Annotated in this window: 11 protein-coding genes; 7 read left to right on the forward strand and 4 right to left on the reverse strand. The window is 54.2% G+C overall.

The window, feature by feature from the left end:
* Positions 1-43: 43 nt before the first annotated feature.
* Entirely contained in the window at positions 44-2,005 is a 1,962-nt protein-coding gene (locus TH25_RS04795; RefSeq protein ID WP_114087303.1) for a GNAT family N-acetyltransferase, read from the reverse strand.
* Positions 2,006-2,355: 350 nt separating this feature from the next.
* Here TH25_RS04795 and TH25_RS04800 point away from each other — a divergent pair, with 350 nt between their 5' ends.
* On the forward strand, positions 2,356-4,302 hold the full coding sequence (locus TH25_RS04800; RefSeq protein ID WP_114087524.1) for an autotransporter assembly complex protein TamA: 1,947 nt from the start codon (positions 2,356-2,358) through the stop codon (positions 4,300-4,302).
* Entirely contained in the window at positions 4,302-8,744 is a 4,443-nt protein-coding gene (locus TH25_RS04805) for a translocation/assembly module TamB domain-containing protein (RefSeq protein ID WP_114087304.1), read from the forward strand. Before TH25_RS04800 ends, TH25_RS04805 begins: the two co-directional genes overlap by 1 nt.
* A 78-nt stretch (positions 8,745-8,822) precedes the next feature.
* On the opposite strand, the gene TH25_RS04810 is transcribed toward TH25_RS04805, so the two are convergent.
* The 3 genes from TH25_RS04810 to TH25_RS04820 form a co-directional block, all read right to left on the reverse strand.
* On the reverse strand, positions 8,823-9,821 hold the full coding sequence (locus TH25_RS04810; RefSeq protein WP_114087305.1) for a sugar kinase: 999 nt from the start codon (positions 9,819-9,821) through the stop codon (positions 8,823-8,825).
* Between the two features lie 88 nt (positions 9,822-9,909).
* On the reverse strand, positions 9,910-10,794 hold the full coding sequence (locus tag TH25_RS04815) for a MurR/RpiR family transcriptional regulator (RefSeq protein WP_114087306.1): 885 nt from the start codon (positions 10,792-10,794) through the stop codon (positions 9,910-9,912).
* 62 nt (positions 10,795-10,856) lie between these two features.
* The gene (locus TH25_RS04820) at positions 10,857-11,243 is read right to left on the reverse strand and encodes a RidA family protein (RefSeq protein ID WP_114087307.1); all 387 of its coding nucleotides are present in this window, start codon (positions 11,241-11,243) and stop codon (positions 10,857-10,859) included.
* Between the two features lie 184 nt (positions 11,244-11,427).
* Here TH25_RS04820 and TH25_RS25380 point away from each other — a divergent pair, with 184 nt between their 5' ends.
* From TH25_RS25380 to TH25_RS04840, 5 genes are all read left to right on the forward strand, one after another.
* Complete coding sequence (locus tag TH25_RS25380; protein WP_258549036.1) at positions 11,428-11,595, forward strand: hypothetical protein; 168 nt, start codon at positions 11,428-11,430, stop codon at positions 11,593-11,595.
* Positions 11,595-11,936 (forward strand): TRAP transporter small permease, encoded by a 342-nt coding sequence (locus TH25_RS04825; RefSeq protein ID WP_258549037.1) that lies wholly within the window; start codon positions 11,595-11,597, stop codon positions 11,934-11,936. Before TH25_RS25380 ends, TH25_RS04825 begins: the two co-directional genes overlap by 1 nt.
* Positions 11,933-13,213, forward strand: coding sequence for a TRAP transporter large permease (locus TH25_RS04830; protein WP_073954666.1), 1,281 nt, complete (start codon positions 11,933-11,935; stop codon positions 13,211-13,213). Before TH25_RS04825 ends, TH25_RS04830 begins: the two co-directional genes overlap by 4 nt.
* Before the next feature lie 106 nt (positions 13,214-13,319).
* Positions 13,320-14,378 (forward strand): TRAP transporter substrate-binding protein, encoded by a 1,059-nt coding sequence (locus TH25_RS04835; protein WP_114087308.1) that lies wholly within the window; start codon positions 13,320-13,322, stop codon positions 14,376-14,378.
* Between the two features lie 124 nt (positions 14,379-14,502).
* Positions 14,503-15,969, forward strand: coding sequence for a M81 family metallopeptidase (locus TH25_RS04840; protein WP_114087309.1), 1,467 nt, complete (start codon positions 14,503-14,505; stop codon positions 15,967-15,969).
* Positions 15,970-15,984: the final 15 nt, after the last annotated feature.

Genomic DNA, 15,984 nt, shown 5'->3' on the forward strand with positions numbered 1-15,984 from the left:
AAGCCGGTCTTTCCAATCAAACAGAGCGACCGGCTTTTTTGCGTCAAATTGCCCAGGGTTGTGCGATCTGGCTTAATAAATGGGCGATGATGCGGCGATATAAATCCATGCCGATCACGGCATCTTCCACACCGCCATCAATGCTGGGATTGTCATTTACCTCAATCACCATTGGGCCATAGGGCGTTTCCTTGACATCAACACCATAAAGCCCATTGCCCATCAGGCGCGCAGCAGCAAGAGCGGTTTCAACAATGTTGGCAGGCGCGCTTTCCACCGGCACGGTTTCAAAGCCGCCTTCTTCGTAATTTTTGCCGTCATCTTCATGTTTGACGATCTGCCAGTGCCCCGGTGCCATAAAATAGCGGCTGGCATAAAGCGGTTCACCCCCGAGCACGCCAATCCGCCAGTCAAAGGTGGTTTCGACATATTCCTGGATCACCAGCAATTCCGAATTTTTAAACATCTCGCCGGCCACCTGTTGCAAATGTTCGGGCGACGTAACTTTGCGCACCCCGCGCGAAAAGCATCCATCAGGCACCTTTAATACGCTGGGGAAATTGAACTGTTTGCCAATTTCCTCGATCCGGCGTTTGTCAAAAATCGCGCTGCGCGGCGCCGGGATATGATGGGTGCGCAGCAATTCCGCCAGGTAAACCTTGTTCGTACAGCGCAAAATGGAGTCCGGGTCGTCAATCACCGGGATGCCCTCCTTGCGCGCCCGTTTGGCAAAACGATAGGTGTGATGGTCCAGTGCGGTTGTTTCGCGGATCAGAAGGGCATCAAATTCCGACAGGTGATGAAAATCCTTTGCGGTAATCAGTTCGGCCCGTGCGCCAAGGTCGCTTGCCGCCTGTACAAAACACGCCAGTCCGTCACTGTCGGAAGGCGGCAATGTTTCGTTCGGATCATACAGAATGGCGACAAGCGCGGTGGGCGCCCGCCCGTTTGAAGGTTTGCGCACCCGCCCGCGCAAATAGGCCTTAAGGGCGACTTCAAAGGCGGGCATTTCGCTGGTATCTAAATGTTGCAGCGAGGGTGCCTCGATCTCGCGCAGCAGTTTTTTGTCACCATTGTTTAAATGCAGCCGCAGGATCGGGCAGCGGAACTGGTCAAAGGCGCGCTGGGCCAGGTCGCGAAACCGTTTATCGGTGGTGCGGCCAAAATACACATCAATATGGTCGGGCCGCTCGCCGCCGGGCTTGGCAAGGGCGTCGGCAATCATCGGGCCAATTTGCGCGCGCGCGGTTTTTTGCAGGCGCTTCCAGTTCAGATCCAGCAGCACATCGGCTTCGGGGATCACCCTTTCGCTGCGGGCTGCGGCCAGAAGGCTGCAATAATAGCCGCGCGACAGATATTCATAGGAATGGCACAAATTGATAACGCGGCGATTGCGAATACCGTGGTTAAGGGCCAGGTAATCGCGCACTTTCATCACGCGCGCCCCGGCCACGGTAAAGGGCAGGTCACGCAAATTATCCACCAGAATAAGGGGTGCCCCGGTTGACATGGCCGGAGAAAGCTGGCTTGGCGCGTCAAACAGGTGGCGTTCCATGCGTTTGCCATCGGCACCATCTTCGTAATAGCCGGGCAGGGCGGCAATATCGATATATCCATGCCGCTCGTAAATAACCCGGGCAGACGGGTTGTCATCGCGGACCTCCAGGCGCATTTTGTCGCATCCTGCCTCAATCGCGACGCTTTCCAGCCCCGCCAGCAACTGGGTGCCAAGCCCTTTGCCGCGCCAGTTGTTGTCAATAGCCAGTGAATAAATGCGTGCCGTGCTGCTGCCCGCGCGCAGCAATAGCATGCCATAGCCGACAATGCCCGCTTCGCCCGCATCGGCCACAAGAACCCGTGCGGTGGGCTGGCGTAAAAACCGCAAAAAAGTCTCGCGTTTCATCCGGTCGGATGTAAAAACCGCGGCTTCAATGGCGCAAAGGCCATCAATATCGGCTTTTCGCGCAGTGCGAACAACGATGGGCGTGATTTGGGAATGTGGCATGGACGTAACCTTTGCGGCCGATACAGTAGCGGTTTGTTTTGCGGGGAAAGTCGCAAAATTTTTATTGTTTGATAGTGCCGTTCATTTGCGTGAAGGTCACGTATAATAATGCCAAAATAACGGTCATGTGGTTGCCATTTTTTGATGGCACGCATGGTAAATTGGCATTGAAACGCCGCATTCTAACAATGTCTCGTGAAACATTTGATCGCGGGCTGCGTATAATATTCCGAAAGACAATTTCGGACACAGGCACAAAAGGGACTTGGGTGTTTCCACATAAGGTTTATCCGCCATCCGGGGGATTGAAAAAACGGTTGATGATGTTGTCGGTCTGTCTCGGGGCGTCGATGGTCTCAGCCTGTTCATTTACCGATAAATTGCCCTTCGCCAATGGCGAAAGTTCCGATGCGCCCCAGGATGTTGCCCGGGCCATACCCTATTCGGTGACGTTTCAGGGCCTGGACCCGCAGGAAGAACGCCTTTTGGCCGCTCTTCGCGAAAATAGCACGACCATTCGCCTTAAAGACCGGCCAACGCCAACCAGGGCCGGGTTGGAACGCCGTGCTGATGACGATGTGGAACGGTTTGTCCGGGTTTTGCGGTCTTTTGGCTTTTATGATGCTGTTGTGAATTATGATATTCGCGATGCTGACACACCGCCTGCCAATGGCGAAAGTGAAATTGCGTCTGACGATATTGAAAAAATCGATGACGCAGACGCGCCGGAAAGTGACGGTGATAACGCCGAGCCTGCGGCACAAAAAGAAACAGCAGATTCCAAAGAGGCGGATGCGCCCCGCCCGGTTATTTTGCAGTACCGGATTGATGTCGGAACACCCTATCTTTTATCCGATGCCGAGTTAAAGATCGTTCATCCCGATGGCACATCCGAAACCCGTTCGATGACGGATGCCGAACTGAAAACCGCCAATTTGTCGATCGGGATGCGTGCCGAGGCAGAACCCATCATTCTGGCCGAACAAAGTGTGCTTGATGTGTTTCGCAACGAGGGTTATCCGCTGGCAAAGGCCGGGCAAAAGCGGGTTATGGCCGATACGGCGGAAAAAACCATTCGCGTTACCTATGAAGTCACGCCGGGAAAAAAGGCGACCTTTGGCAAAATCACTGTGGACGGGGCCACAGAAGTCGATGCCGATTTCATTCGCGGCTATCACGTCTGGGATTCAGGCGATGTCTATTCGCCGGAAAAAGTCAGCGAAACGCGGCGCGACCTTGCGCAATCCAATCTTTTTAATTCCGTGATCGTCAAGCCTGTTGGTCCGGTTGGGGAAAATGGTGAAATTCCCATCGAAATACGTGTTCAGGAAAGCGATCATCGCACCATTGGTGGCGGGCTGGATTATTCAACGGCCGATGGACCCGGTGCCAATGCCTTTTGGGAACATCGCAACCTGTTTGGCAAGGGCGAAAAGCTGCGCCTGAAGCTCGAAGGTTCCGGGTTGAAACAGGGCGCATCGGCCAGTTTTCGCAAGCCGCAATTCCTGCGTCGCAAACAGGCCCTGGTTGCCGACGGCGAGGCCACCAGTTACACCACCGATGCCTATGATGGTAATTTGGCAAATGCCTTTACCGGCATTGAACGCCGGTTCTGGAAACACTGGTCGGCGACCTATGGCGTTACAGTTGAATATTCTGATCTGACCGGGCCGGATTCCCCGAACGAGGAGTTTTATCTTGGCGGTTTGCGCGGTATTTTGCGCCACGACAATACCGATAATCCGCTTGACCCGACAGAAGGCGACCGGCTGGAACTCACGGTATCGCCTTATGTCAGTCTTGCCGGGGCGAATACCCAGTTTACCTCGGTCTCGCTTGATGGCTCGCAATATTATGCCTTTGACAAAAAGGGGCACTATATTCTCGCAGGGCGGGGCCGTATTGGCAGTATTTTTGGCGATGAACGTTCTTCACTGCCGTCAAACAAACGGTTTTATTCCGGCGGTGGTGGTTCGGTGCGCGGTTATGAATATCAAACCGTGGGGCCGCTTAATAAAGACGGTGACCCGGTCGGCGGGCGGTCGGTGCTTGAAGCAGGGCTGGAATTTCGCGCGCGTGTTACCGACAGCATTGGCCTGGTGCCCTTTGTCGAGGGGGGCAATGTTTATGAAACCGTCACGCCCAAGGATTTCGACCTGATGTGGGCGACAGGGCTTGGTTTGCGTTATTACACCGCCATTGGCCCGGTCCGGTTTGATTTTGCCGTGCCCTTGGATAAACGCGATAATATTGATGACGACTACCAGATCTATCTTAGCCTGGGTCAGGCATTTTAATGGCTGAAACACACAAGACCGATAAAACAGCCCAACAGGCCAAAACCCCGCGCAAAAGGGGTGTCCTGGGTTGGCTTAAGCGTGCAGTGCTGGGGTTTGTGGCCCTGCTTGTTATGCTGGTGCTGCTGGTTTTCATCGCCGGGACGGGCCCGGTATTGCGCTCTCTAACACCCTGGATCAATCGCACGGTTTCCGATGCGATCAATGGCCAGTTTGCCCTTGGAAGGGTGGAGGGCAGTTTGTGGAACAGCCTGTCGGTGTCATCGCTTAACCTGGATATGCCCGATACCGGGTTGAAGGTTGACGGCGACGATCTGATACTGGCCTGGTCGCCATTGGCGCTGCTGGGGGCAAAAGTCGAAATTGAGCGCGTTGGTGCATCGGCACTGAACATAACCTTGCCGAACGCATCATCCTCCAGCCCGGATGATCAAACCGAGGAGAGTGGCGGTTTTACCCTGCCGGTATCATTCGCGCTTGAAACCCTTGATGTACCCAAAATTCATATTACCCATCCGGCGGATGGGCGGGTTTTTTCCTATCAGCTTTCCGGTTACGCCCGTGCCAGCCAAAACCTTTCGGCGGTTTTGGCGCTGAACCTGCAACCGCTGGATGGCGGGGCGGATTATATTCGCGCTGATCTTGATTTTGATGCCGAAGGCCAGAAGCTTAAGGCTGATATTGAAGGCCACCTGGACCGCAAGGGCCTTGGCATGGCCCTGGCAGGTCTGACCGAAACCGAAGCCCCGGACGTCACCCTGTCGTTAAAGGGCAGTGGCCCTGCCAATGACTGGACAGGCGATTTGCAATTTACCGCAACCAGCCTTGCCTGTGTTAATGGTACCGTCAAGGTGCAAATGGGCGATGAAAAACATATTGGCTTTGGTCTCGATGTGGTGGCGCAAAGCCTGGGCGATTTGGCAAATTCTTTGCCGCCTGCCTTGCGCGGTGATGTCGCCCTTAAAACCGATGGTGTTTTCGATGGCAAAAACAGCCTGCTTGATATTGCATCCCTGAATGTCAGCAAGGACCGGCTTCTAACGGCTAGTGGAACGGCCAAAATCAATTTTGCCGATAACAGCCTTGATGCCAACCTGTCATCGGATATTGACGGGACGGCAAGTGCGCTTCTGGATAACGCCGTGCGGTGGCAGAAACTCAACCTGAATGCCCGTGCAAAGGGCGATTTGGCATTGCCCGCAATTGATGCGGATATTTCCGCATCCGGCATTGAAACACCCGTCTCGACAATTGGTACATTGACTGCAACGGCCAATCTGGTTCCCGATGGCGATGATTTTGCCCTGAAAGCCGATCTTCATACCCTTGGGCATGAATTCAGGGATGCTGCTTTGGGGGAAATGGCCGGGAAGAAACAGGATATTTCGCTAACCGCAGATGCGACCGGTGATTTTAGCGAAATTACGGTCAAAGACCTGAACCTGCAAACCCCTAAAATCAACGCCCGGGCCACAGCCGTGCTTGACGATACGGGGGCCGTGAAGGATGCCAGTCTGACCGCGGATGTTTCTGATCTGTCGGCATTTGCCGCCATTTCCGGCATGGATTTAACCGGCCAGGGACGTGTCGATATTTCCGGTCTTCGCTGGAATATCACCCAGGGCGGGCAGGCCAAAGTCAATATCACCACCCAACAGGCGGGTTTTGGCATTGCCGAACTGGACCATGTGGTGGGCGACAGTCCGGTCATAAAGGCCAATCTGGCCATTAGCCCGGTACTGGATCTCGCGGTGGATGTAAACACGATCCAGGCGGCAAATATTGCGGGGGCGGGTAAGGTTAATATCACCGATGATTTTAATACATTGTTGGTCACGGCAGATCTGGGGCTTAAGGCCGGGATTATCCCGCCCTCAATCCCGGTATCGTTAAAGGGCAAGGATGTAAAGCTGACCGTTGCCCTGAACGGGCCAATGGCGGCGCCTGAAGGCAAAATCACCCTTGCAGCACCTATTGTTGAAACGTCGGATCAGGTGTTTTCGGACGTCAAACTGGCGACCAATATGGTTTGGCAACCCGTCAAGGGCGATGGCGGCAAAATCTTGCAATTGCGCAATCGCGGCGGATTTTCGTGGCAGAATGCGCCTTATAAAATCAATGCCGATCTTGCCTTGCCGTCCGATGGATTGACGGTTTCAAACATTGCCCTGACCGGAGATCATATCGATTTGGCCGGTCATCTTGCCATGCCGGGCTATGCCGTCCCGTTAAAGGGTGACATTGCGTTGAATAAACTTGATGCGGTGATGACACAGGCCTTTGGCGTGCCGCTTGCCAATGGCCGGATCACGGCTGATGTCACTCTGTCGCCCAAAAATGCTGCGCAGCATATTGCGCTTGAGGCGCGGGCAAAAGGCTTGCGTATGGTCGGTCCCGACGGCATTGAAACCGCCCGGCTGGAAGATGTGCGCCTTGAGGGCCGCATTGATAATGCTTTCACCGATCCCGACCTTAATCTGACCCTGGAAGGGCGCGATATTGGCAGCAATGCCGGGCGCGTTGAAACCCTGAAGGCGACATTGGCAGGTGTTTTGAAGAAACTGGATGTCGATGTAAAAGCCCGGGCAATGGTACAAAACCGTATTCCGGTAAAACTCGATACCCGGGCGGAAATTGCCATCGCCAATGATATTGCGCTCACGGCCAGCAAGCTTGATGCCGATGTGGGTACACAGCATATATCCCTGCGTGCGCCGCTGGAATTTCGTCGTAGTGCGAATGGCCGTATGGCGTCCAATGCCGATATTGCAATTGGCAATGGCGCGCTTGGGGCAAAGCTTGATCTGGTGCCGGGGAAACGTTTTGTTGCCACAGTGGATGTTGCAGATATTGCCCTGGGGCCCTGGGGGGCGATGTTTGACATTTCCGGGCTGGATGGCAAGCTGACCTTAAAGGCCACTGCCGAAGAAACCCCCAAAAAACCGGCGACAGCCCGCATCGACGGGACAATCAGCAATATCAGCGTTGCCGCCGCGTCGCAGTTACCGCCGCTGACATTGGAATTAAAGGCCGATTTGCAGGATGGCAATGTGAATGCCGATCTTGAAATGGGTCGTCCTGATTTGAAGGTCCTAACCGCCAGGGGAACAGTGCCGGTTGATGTGTCGTTTCTGAAATCCCGGTTTGCCGCACGCGAGAATGAACCGATTTCAGCACAGGCCAAAATTGATGGCGATATCGGGCAATTTTGGCCTTATGTCCCGTTGCCGGACCATTCGCTCTCGGGCAATTTGAAACTTGATGCCAGTGTGGATGGAACGCTTGCCACGCCGCTTTGGCAGGGGACCGTTGCCTTGCGTGATGGCCGCTATGAACATTTGCAATATGGCACTCTGGTTCAGGACATTGTGCTGGATGGTGACTTTAATAACGATGGTTTTCAGTTAACCCGGCTGACCGCCGATGATGGCGGGCAGGGCTCGCTGACTGGCAAGGCCGATGTCAAACTGGGTGCCGGGGTGGATTACACGGCAAATATTAAAATGCGCAATATGGCCGTCACCCGCATGGATGAATTGCGGGTTTGGACTGATGTCGATGTGGATGTCACCGGTGATGAAAAAAAGGCCGACATTGAAAGCACGGTCACATTACGGCGTGGTGAAGTGGATTTAAGCGTGGCGCTGCCCGCATCGGTCCCCGAACTGAATGTGCAAAATCTGGCAAAAACCCAGGATGGCGAAAAGAAAAAAGACGCCAAAAAGAATTCGGGCGGTTTTGTTGCCACTTTGAATGCCAAGGTGGACGTGCCGGGACGTCTGTTTGTGCGGGGCAAGGGCCTGGATTCCGAATGGGGCGGGCACCTTGATATTACCGGCCGCGCGGATAACCCCAAAATTGTCGGCGAATTGCGGGCCTTGCGCGGGCAACTGGATTTGATTGGCAAAACCTTTGTCATCAAGGATTCCAAAATTACGTTTTCCGGCGCACAACCGCCCGATCCGCTTTTGAATATTGTCGGTGTCTATACAACCGATGATCTGACCGTGACGGCCTCTTTGTCCGGTCCGGCAACCGACCCGAAACTCAGCCTGACTTCCCAGCCAGCCCTGCCACAGGACGAAATTTTGTCGCAGGTCCTGTTTGGTAAATCGCAAGGCAGCCTCAGCGCGGTCGAGGCCGTTCAGCTTGCCAATGCCGCCGCGCAACTCTCGGGCAGTGGGGGCGGTCTTGATGTGATTGGCACCATCCGCAACTTTATCGGCGCGGATGTTCTTAGTGTGGATGGCGGTGAAAACGGGCCGACGGTCAAGGCGGGTAAATATCTGACCGATGATATTTATGTCGGTACCAAACAGGGCACCACACCGGGATCCAGCGGCGTCGAGGTGGAAATAGAACTCACCCCGCATATCAAAATTACCAGTGAAACCAGCGAAATCGACAGCAAGGCGGGTATTCAGTTTAAACTGGATTATTAAGCGGCCGTGCCAGACACAAAAAAGGCCCCGGTACCGATAGCTGGTAACGGGGCCTTTGCTTTTTTCGGGTGGCAGCTTTTACAGGGTAATCCCGTCAATTGGCACCAGGGCACCGCGTGCGCCAATCACGCAGGCGGCAACCTTTTGTGCAATGGCAATAGACCCTTCAATATCAAGGCCCTGCTGGCGGGCGGCAAGGTAGCTGCCGTTAAAGGAATCACCCGCCGATGTGGTGTCGATAACGCGATCAACCTTGGGCGGGTTCACTGTGCCGGTTTCGCCACTTTGCGTCAGATAGGTTGATGGCAGCGCCCCGTTTTTGACAATCACTTCACCCGCACCGGCATCAAGCCAGCGTTTGGCACAGTCGATCGGGCTGGCATCACCAAAAAGGGTGGCTTCATCGTCAAATGTCGGCATCAGAATATCGCTAACGGATGCCATATGGGCATAGGCGGCCTTGGCTGTTTCGCTGTCAGGCCACAGGCGCGGGCGGTGGTTGCTGTCAAAACAGATGCGCGCGCCGTTATTGCGCAGGATTGATAAAACCGCAAACAGCTTTTCCCGGTCTTCCTGGCTTAGAATGGCAAGCGAAATGCCGGAAAGATAAACCATGCTGTAATCCGCAAGGTTGGCCGCCAGTGTTTGATCATAACCGTCTTTTAACAGTTGCCGTGCAGCAGCATTTTGCCGCCAGTAACTAAAGCTGCGTTCGCCGCTGGCATCCGTCTGGATGGCATACAGGCCGGGCAGGGCACCCTCAATTTGTCGCACAAGGCTGGCATCCAGGCCGTCCTGTTTCCAGGCATCCATCATGGCGATGCTATAGGGGTCGTTCCCCAGGGCCGTGACATAGGAAATGGGCGCATTCACCTGGCTGGTGTTAGAGGCCAGCATGGATTTGCCCTGATTTTTAATCAGTCTGGTTGTCCGGGCCATGTAAACGGCAGCATTCAGGGTGTCCCCGGCATAAGACAGTTTCGCCGGGCCAAAAACGGATGCCACCCCATCGCCATCATGGGCAGTTGAGGCCGAAATCTCGATCATACATTCACCAATGAAGGCGGTTCTGGTCATGGCAGCAATCCTGTTTGCGGTTTATGCCCGGTATCAAAGCCGGTTTTCATTTTGTCGGTGCGCAACTTGCCGTGAAGTTCGCAATCCGTCAATCGCCGATCGGCAAAGGTCCGTTTGCGGGCAGAAGTGTGATCAGGGACGAACGGATGCGCCGCAGTTTTTCCTTGCTGCGCGCAGGGTTGCGCCGGGCGACCGCTGTTGCCAGCACATCTATCGTTGCCATAAAGACATGGCGGGTGGCCGTTGGCTTGTAAATATCGGGGCTTTCGGGCAGGGTCAGGCCAATGACAATATCGCTTTCGGCAGCAAGCGGGCTTTCGGGTTTGGTCAGCGAAATGACTTTGGCGCCATATTGCCGGGCAATGGCGGCACTATGTATCAGCTCTGCCGGGCGGCCGCTGGTGGATATGGCAACAATGACATCATTTTCGCCCAGTGTGGAGGCCAGCATACGCTGCAAATAACCGTCATTTTGCGATTGCGCCGGGATACCCAAACGGAAAAAACGGTTGGCCGCATCAAATGCGACCGTGCTGGACCCGCCACCAACCCCAAAAAAGGCAATCTGGTGGGCATTTGCCAGAATATCGGCAGCTTCATCGATTTTGGCATCCGAAAGCTGCTCGCGCAGCAGACGAAGGCTGTCAATAATCGTGCCGATCACATGACTGCCAAGAACATCCGGATCGGTAATATGGTCGTCAATGGGTTCCAGGGTCAGGTATTGCATGCTGACAGCAAGATTTTGCGCCAGCTTCATTTTGAAATCGCGAAATCCCTCGCATCCCAGACTGCGGCAAAACCGGATCACTGTGGGTTCGCTCACCCCGATATTGTTTGCCAGTTCGGATAAGGCGATGGATGTAACTTCTTCCAGATGTTCAACAACATAATCGGCAACCTTTTGTTCGCGCGCGGGCAGGGTTCCCGGCGGGCGGTGAAGCTGGCTGATGATGTCGGTTGCATTTTGCATCTGAAAGGTCCTGTTTCCAAGGTAACAGGGTGCCCGCCAAGGCACCCCGTTGATAGCTATCATTATTCAGGTTTGTAGGCGATAGCTTCGATTTCGATTTTGGCATCCACCATCAGCTTGGCCTGTACGGTTGAACGGGCCGGGCGTTCGCCGGGGAAAAATTCGGCGTAAACCCGGTTAAAGGTCCAGAAATCGCGGGTATCGTCCAGCCATACCGTCATTTTGAACACATCATCAAGCGTGCAACCGGCCAGGGCCAACGCCGTCTTGACATTTTCCATCGTGCGTTTGGTCTGGCTTTCAATGCCGCCATATTCAATTTCGCCATTTTCCTTCATCGCAACCTGGCCGGAAATATAAACAAAGTCACCGGCACGTACCGCAGGTGAAAAGGGCAGTTTCTGACCACCAGCACCGCTGCGTTCATTCCCGAAATGTTTGATCGACATGGAAATCTCCTTGATTTGGCTGAATGTTCTTCACGTAAAAAGTAGCTTAACTACTTATATCGTCGCTTATCTTGGATAATTTTGCGTATTTGAGCCAAAAAAGCCACAAAAATATGTAGACAAGCTACAAAAATGTGATCAATGTGTAGAAAAAATACAAACATTCAATCAGTGGAGAGAATAAATGGGTTTGCAGCGCGTCGAGGCATCGGCCCGCACACTCAGTAACGGTTTGAACTGGCTTGTCGAACGGGTCATCGCCGTTTTGATGCTGGCACTGGTGCTGGATGTCTGGCTGGGGGTGGTGGATCGCTATCTTGTTCACTGGCAATTAAACTGGCCCGCTATTTAATGATCTGGGCGGCATTGCTGGCGGTATCGGCGGGCATTGCAAGGCGCGAACATATCGGCATTGGCCTGGTTGTTCTCAATTTCCCCATGCGTTTGCAGCGATGTGTTCTTTTTTTGGTCGATGTCATTGCGCTGGCCGCCTTCATTTATCTCGCCTTTTACGGGTTTGATTTTGCCCTGGGCGGCATGAAACGCCATGCCATGATTTTTGGCATGACCCTGGCGCTGCCTTATGCCGCCGTGCCGGTTTCGGCCCTGTTGGCGGCCATTCAGCTTTTGCTGGTCGCGCTGCGTGACCAGGGGCGCTACATCCCGGTTGATCTGACGGAGGGCGCGGAATGATCGTCGCCATTATCTTTGTTGTTCTGATGGTTTTGGGCATGCCGATCGGTTTTGCCCTGGGCGTTGCCGGTGTTGTCGGCCTTTATGATATGGGCGGCGGCATGTTTCTGGTGCAGGGGCCCAGCAAGGTTTTTAACGGGCTTAATGTCTTTCCGTTTCTGGCGATGCCGTTTTTCATTCTCGCAGGCGAAATCATGAACCATATCGGCATTACCAGCCGTCTGGTGAAATTTGCCCAATCACTTGTCGGGCATTTCCGCGGCGGGCTTGCACATACCAATATGCTGGCAAGCGTGTTTTTTGCCGGGCTGACCGGGGCGGCCACCGCCGATGCCGCCGCCTTTGGCAAAACGCTGGTTCCGGCGATGGTGGAACGGGGTTATCGCCGTGATTATGCCTGTGCGGTAACAGCGGCGGGGTCCATTATCGGGCCGACCATTCCGCCCTCGGGGCTGATGGTGGTGTATGGGTCGCTGATGGGGGTTTCCATTGGCGGCCTGTTTGCCGCGGGTATTTTGCCAGGCCTTATGATTTGCCTGATCTGTATGACGGTGATTGCCGTTTCCGCCCGTCGCAAAAACCTGCCCAAGGAAGAACGCCGCGCCAGCCTGCTTGAAATCTGGAAAATCTTTAAATCCTCGATCTCTGCCCTGATCATGCCGCTGATCATTCTGGGTGGCATTCTGGGCGGTATTGTCACCCCGACGGAGGCAGCATCGGTTGCCGTGGCCTATGCGCTGTTCATTGGCGTGTTCGTCTACCGGGCGCTGACGGTCAAGGACTTCATTAATATGCTGATCCGTACCGCCCGGGTCACGGGGGTGATTTTCATCATCATCGCCTTTGCCTCCATTCTGGGCTGGTGGCTTAGTTTCAATCGCATTCCGCAGGAAATCGCCAGTGCCGTTCTTGGGGTTTCCAGTAATCCCTACTGGGTGATCCTTATGATCATCGGCCTGTTGATGGCGATTGGTATGGTCATGGATATCAACGCCATTCTGATCATTCTGGCCCCGGTTCTGGTGCCGTTGACCCTGCAAATCGGGATGGATCCGATCCATGCCGGCATCATCTTTGTGCTGGCACTGAACATCTCGCTTATGACGCCACCGGTCGGGGCCTGTCTGTTTGTGCTGGCATCCGTGACGGGGGAAAAACTCGAAAAAATCGCAGTGCAGCTTTGGCCGTTTCTGATCGCTGAAATCGGGGTGCTGCTGCTGTTTGCCTTCTGGTCCGATCTGGCGCTGGTTGTGCCGCATATGCTTGGCTTCCGTTAGGCATCGGTCCTTGCCAGAACGACTTTTTATCCGTCCTTGCCCGGGGCGGATCACCCTGGGGACCGGGTGTTTGGGGCGCAAAATAAACCCAATCAGGAGAGGTATTATGAAAACACTAAAACGTTTCGGGGCCCTGGTGGCCGCGACTGCGATGCTGGCCGGTACGGTTGGCACCGCCCATGCCGAAGCCAAAATTTTGAAATTCGCCCATGACAATAAACTGGACCCGTTTGAAAATCCGGCCCAGGCCTGCACGGCAGTTTTTGCCAATATTGTCGAGGCTGATACCAACGGGGCGATCAAGGTGGAGGTTTACCCGTCCAATCAGCTTGGCTCGGCTGCCGAACATGTGCAAATGGTGCGCGATGGCCTGATTCAGGCAACTTTGACGTCAACCGGGGCCATAGCATCCTATTATCCGCGGATCGATGTTTTGAACCTGCCATTCGCCTTTGACAGCAATGCCGCAACTTACGACGTCTATGATGGTCCGTTTGGTGTTGCCCTGGCAAAGGATATCGAGGCAACGCTGGGGGATGTCGAAGTTCTGGGTTTCCCCGATACCGGCGGGTTCTTTGCCGTGACCAATTCGCAGCATCCGATCAAAAATCTGGCGGATTTCAAAGGCGTGCGTATTCGCACCATGTCGCTGCCCTCGCATCAGAAAATCATGCAGGCATTGGGGGCCGAAGCCTATCCGATGGCCTGGGGCGAAGTTTATGCCGGTTTGCAAACTGGCGTAATTGACGGGCAGATGAACCCGGTTCCGACTGTAACCTTCGCCAAATTCAATGAAGTGCAGAAATATCTGACCCTGACCAATCACCTGTTTTCGCCCTACACCTTCATGCTGTCAAAAGCTTTCTGGGATGATCTGACACCCGATCAACAGCGCATTGTTCGTTATGCCGCCCAGTCCTGCGTTGTTGCCAGCCGGGGTGTGTCCCGCGTGATCGAGGCATCGGATCGTGGCCTCAAAGGTCTGATGGGCAAAATGGAAATCGATGCGCTGACGCCCGAAGAACGCGAACAGTTCAAGGAAGTGACCCAACCGGTCATGGAAAAACACGTTCAGGAAACGCTGGGCGACAAGGGTGTTGAACTGCTGAACCTGTTCAAAGCCGAAGTTCAGAAAGCCAACGAAAAACAGTATCTGACGGAATAAGTTTTCCGTCAGGCAGGGAGGGGGCTGTCTCCCGGCTTCCTCCCGCCACCCCTTATTCTGTTGATAATTTGTCACATTTTTATTGACCAATTTACCCAATACAAAGATCAAGAAGGACACGGGTATGCGGATTTTTTGCGCCTCCATCGCAACCGAAACCAATACATTTTCCCCACTTCGCACCGACATGGCCGATTTTCGTGAAAGTTTTTATGCCGCCCCTGGCGAACATCCTGAAACACCCACCCTGTGCAGTGCCGTTTTCACAATTGCCCGCGCCCGCGCGAAGGCAGAGGGCTGGGAACTGGTTGAGGGAACGGCCACCTGGGCCGAACCGGGCGGGCTTGTAAACCGTGATACCTATGAAACCCTGCGTGACGAAGTGCTGGCGCAATTACGTGCCGCCATGCCTGTCGATGGCGTGGTGCTGGGGTTGCACGGGGCAATGGTGGCGCAGGATTATCCTGATTGCGAAGGTGATTTGCTGCAATCGGTGCGCGATATTGTCGGCCCCGATGTGGTGATCGGCGCCAGTTTTGACCCGCACAGTCATTTAAGTGCCAAGCGGTTTGATGCGGTTGATATTCTGGTCGCCTTCAAGGAATTTCCCCATACCGATTTTGTCACGGCAGGGGCCTCAACCGTTGATCTGGTGTTGCGTACCCTGCGCGGCGAGATTGCGCCGGTCAAGGCGGCCTTTGACTGCAAAATGATCGAGGTCCTGCCGACATCGCGTGAACCGATGCGCTCCTTTGTTGATCGCATCAATGCGATGGAAGGGCGAAACGGTATTTTGTCGATTTCCGTTATTCACGGTTTCATGGCCGGGGACGTGCCGGACCTGGGGGCGAAGGTGATTGTCATTACGGATAATGACAAGGAACTGGCAACGCGCCTGTCGCGTGACCTGGGTATGGAACTTTTTGGTTTTCGCGGCACCACGCGGCCTGATTTTATTACGCCCGAACAGGTGCTTGAAAAACTTTCTTGTTCATCAAGTTTTCCGGTCGTGATCGCCGATGTTTGGGATAATCCGGGTGGCGGGGTTCCGGGTGATTCCACCCTATTGCTGCGCAAGGTGATGGAAGCCGGGCTAAGGGATTATGCCTTTGGCACAATCTGGGACCCGATGGCGGTGCGCATCTGCTTTTCAGCGGGTGAAGGCGGGCAGTTGCCCTTGCGTTTTGGCGGTAAAACATCCTCAACCGGGGGTGCTCCGGTCGATGCGATGGTGACGGTTAAAAAATTGCGCCGCAATTCCTGGCAAAGTTTTGGTGACAGCATCGTGCCGTTGGGGGATTGTGCCTTGATCGAGCTGCCGGATGGCGGCGAGGTCATTTTAAACACCAATCGGGCACAAAGTTTCGATCCGGATCTTTTTGCCAATATGGGCGTTGATCTCACAGCGAAAAAATATCTGTTTATCAAATCCACCAATCACTTTTACGATGCCTTTGCCAAAATCGCTGGCGAGATCATTTACGTCAATGTTCACGGACCTTATCCGTCCGATCCGAAAACCAACGGTTATAAACATCTGACCCGTGACATCTGGCCTATTGTTGATGATCCGTTTACTGCCGCATCATGATGAATCGAGCATAGA

Source organism: Thalassospira profundimaris (assembly GCF_003326755.1).
GTDB lineage: Bacteria > Pseudomonadota > Alphaproteobacteria > Rhodospirillales > Thalassospiraceae > Thalassospira > Thalassospira profundimaris_B.